Origin of the sequence: Caulobacter sp. AP07 (genome assembly GCF_000281955.1) — a bacterium.
In the GTDB taxonomy this organism is placed as follows: domain Bacteria; phylum Pseudomonadota; class Alphaproteobacteria; order Caulobacterales; family Caulobacteraceae; genus Caulobacter.
In genome coordinates, this window is record NZ_AKKF01000113.1 from 1 (window position 1) to 3546 (window position 3546).

General features: G+C 67.4%; 3 protein-coding genes. All 3 read right to left on the minus strand.

Translation table 11 applies throughout. The features are described from left to right. Positions 1-95: 95 nt before the first annotated feature. Entirely contained in the window at positions 96-1202 is a 1107-nt protein-coding gene (locus PMI01_RS06390) for a sugar kinase (protein WP_007665727.1), read from the minus strand. Between the two features lie 6 nt (positions 1203-1208). Beyond that, positions 1209-1883, minus strand: a complete 675-nt coding sequence (locus PMI01_RS06395; protein WP_007665729.1) for a bifunctional 4-hydroxy-2-oxoglutarate aldolase/2-dehydro-3-deoxy-phosphogluconate aldolase — start codon at positions 1881-1883, stop codon at positions 1209-1211. Between the two features lie 575 nt (positions 1884-2458). Continuing rightward, a partial coding sequence (locus tag PMI01_RS06400; protein ID WP_007665730.1) for a phosphoenolpyruvate carboxylase occupies positions 2459-3546 on the minus strand: 1088 nt, incomplete at its 5' end.

The window sequence follows — 3546 nt, forward strand, 5'->3', positions numbered from 1 at the left end:
CGCGTGAGGCGGCGAAGCCGTGCGCCCGCCGCCCAGCAAAAAGCCCCCGACCTCGCGGCCGGGGGCTCTGCTGGTTCAGGCGACGAAGCCGAGGACTAGCGGATGACCCGCGCGCCCTTGCCCTTCATCACGGCCTCGACCTCTTCCTTGCGCACCATCGAGGTGTCGCCGGGGGTGGTCATGGCCAGGGCGCCGTGAGCCGCGCCGTATTCGACGGCGGCCTGGGGACCCTTGCCTTCCATGAAGCCGTAGGCCAGGCCGGAAGCGAAACCGTCGCCGCCGCCGACCCGGTCGTAGATCTCCAGGTTCTCGCGCATCATCGACTGATAGAACTCGCCGCCGGCATAGAGGATGGCGGACCAGTCGTTGATCGACGCGGTCTTGGCGTTGCGCAGGGTGGTGGCCGCGACCTTGAAGTTCGGGAACTGGGCGACAGCCGTCTGGATCATCTTCTTGAAGTTGGCCGGGTCGATCGACGAGATGTGCTCGTCCAGGCCTTCGACTTCAAAGCCCAGGCAGGCGGTGAAGTCTTCTTCATTGCCGATCATCACGTCCACGTACTGGGCGATGTTGCGGTTGACGACCTGGGCGCCGGCCTTGCCGCCCTGGCTCTTCCACAGCGAGGCCCGGTAGTTGAGGTCGTAGGAGACCACGGTGCCGTACTTGCGGGCCACTTCCACCGCTTCGATCACGGCTTCGGCGGTGTTGCTGGACAGGGCCGCGAAGATGCCGCCGGTGTGGAACCAGCGGACGCCTTCCTCGCCGAACAGCTTTTCCCAGTTCACTTCGCCCGGACGGATCTGCGAGGCGGCCGAGTGGCCCCGGTCGCTGCAGCCCAGGGCCGGACGCACGCCGAAGCCCTTCTCGGTGAAGTTCAGCCCGACCCGGGTGTTGCGGCCCAGGCCGTCGAACTCGCGCCAGATGACGTGGGACATGTCCACGCCGCCCTGGTTGATCAGGTCCTGGACCAGCCAGCCCAGGTCGTTCTCCGGCAGGGCGGTGACGACGGTCGAGCGCTTGCCCCAGCACTTGTTGAAGGCGCGGGCCACGTTGTACTCGCCGCCGCCTTCCCAGACCTGGAACTGGCGGCTGTTGCGCACCCGGCCGAAGCCCGGGTCGAAGCGCAGCATCACTTCGCCGAAGCTGGCGCAGTCCCACTTCGTTTCCGAAGCGGGGCGGATCTTGAGGACGTTATCGGTCATGCGGGATTAGGCCTTTCCACGAACCTTCTTGATCAGGTCCACCGTCTCGCGGACCTTCTTGGTGATGCCGGCGTAGTCACCCGCGTCGAGCAGCTCCTGGGTGATCAGCTTGGAGCCCATGCCGGCGGCGACGATGCCCGCGCCGAACCACTTGGTGACCGAGGCTTCGTCTGGATCGACGCCGCCGGTCGGCATGATGCGGGTCCAGGGCATCGGGCCCAGCACCGCCTTGATGAAGTCCGGGCCGCCGACCGACGAGCCGGGGAACACCTTGACGATCTCGCAGCCCAGCTCTTCGGCGTAGGAAATCTCGGAGGCCGAGCCGCAGCCGGGCGAATAGGGGATTTTGCGGCGGTTGCAGACCTTGGCGACGTCGGCGTTGAGGATCGGGCCGACCACGAACTTGGCGCCGTTGGCGATGTAGATGCCGGCGGTCGGCGCGTCGACGATCGAGCCGACGCCCATGATCACGCGCGGGTCGGCCGAGGCGAAGTGACGGGTCACCTCGTAGAAGACGTGGCTGGCGAAGTCGCCGCGGTTGGTGAACTCGATGCAGGGCGCGCCGCCGTCGGCGCAGGCCTGGATCACCTTTTTACAGACCTCGACGTCGGGGTGATAGAACACCGGGATGACGCCCTGGTCCATCAGCGCCGTCAGAACGGCCATGCGGTCTTTCACCATCGGTACTGCTCCTCAAAGGATCGATCTTGCGTCTGGCCCTGCTGGCGGGCCTCGGCGTGGAAGATTTCGCCGCGATCGGCGCTGGGCGACCGTTTAGACCGCGTCGCGGGCGGACGCCACACCGCAGGCTCCCCCAACGTCAATTCCCCACGCCAATTCCATGACTCTCTTGAGATCGTCCTTCGTTTCCATCCCGCCCGGAGCGCCGCCCCGATTGCCTCGGGTCCTGGCGCTGAGGCCGTCTCAAATAGAGGGCGTCGGGCTGAAGCCCGACGCCCGAGTTTGCGCAGGAGCGAACTCAGAAAGAGCCGCGAACGCTTGGGACCGGGCAGACCAGTCCGAAACGTCATGAGACCGGGAGAAAAAGTGGTCTGACCACTTTGTCACCGGTGTCATTGAGGAATTTACTCCGAAGCCTCGCCTTGTGCAAGCGGGTTAAAAACGGTGTTTTTCGTTTTGACGATATTGCCGAAAATGGCGCGCGGGACAGGAGGGGACACACACTCACGGCAAGCACGCGGCCAAGTCTGGCGACGCCGTGGGGTGAGTGTGTGTCCCCGATCCAGCCCCTGCCCTCACCCGGTGTTGCGCAGGCCCGCCGCGATGCCGGCCACGGTCAGCTGGATGGCCAGGCGCACGTTCTCGTCCTGGTCGCCGGCCCGGCGGCGGGTCAGCAGTTCCAGCTGCAGGTGGTTCAGCGGATCGACCGACAGCCCGGCCAGGGCGACGGACTCCGAAAGCTCCGGCTGGTTGTCCAGCAATGCGGCGCCGCCGCGGATCGCCAGGGCGATCTGGCTGGCGTTGTCGTGCTCGCGGTGAATGGTGTCGAAAATCCGCTGGGCGTCGGCCTTGTCGGGCGACAGGGCCATGTACCGGGCGGCGATACCCATGTGGCTCTGGGCCAGGGCCAGCTCCATGTTCGACAGCAGCGCACCGAAGAAGTCGAAGCCGCCGGCCAGGTCCTGAAGTTGCTGCGTGGAGAGCCCGGCCCGTTCGACGCCCGAGGCGAAGCCGTACCAGCCTGGCAGCATGAAGCGGGCCTGCGACCAGCTGAACACCCACGGGATGGCCCGCAGGTCCTCGATCTTGCGGCTGGCGGTGCGCGAGGCGGGCCGGCTGCCGATGTTGAGGCCGACGATCTCGCCGATCGGCGTGGCCGACCAGAAGAAGTCCTCGAAGGCCGGGTCGTCGTACACCAGGGCCCGGAAGCCGTGGAACGAGGCCTCGGCCAGCGCCGTCATCGCCGCCTCGACCTTGGGGTCGGGACGGTGAGGCTCGCGCTCGCTGGCCATCAGCACCGCGGCGGCCAGGCCGTCGAGGTTGCGGCGAGCGGTGGGCTGATCGCCGAACCGGCGGGCGATCATCTCGCCCTGCTCGGTCATGCGGATGCGGCCCTGGACGGTGCCCGAGGGCTGGGCCATCACCGCCTCGGCGGCCGGTCCCCCGCCCCGCCCGACCGAGCCGCCCCGGCCGTGGAACAACTGCAGGCCGACGCCCATGCGCTCGGCCTCGAACGCCAGGGCCGAGGCGCCACGCGCCACGCCGCGGCGGGAGGCCACGTAGCCGCCGTCCTTGTTGCTGTCGGAATAGCCGAGCATGATCTCCTGCACCGGCCGGTCCCCCAGGATGGTGCGGCTGATCGGCAGCTCCAGCCACTGGCGCA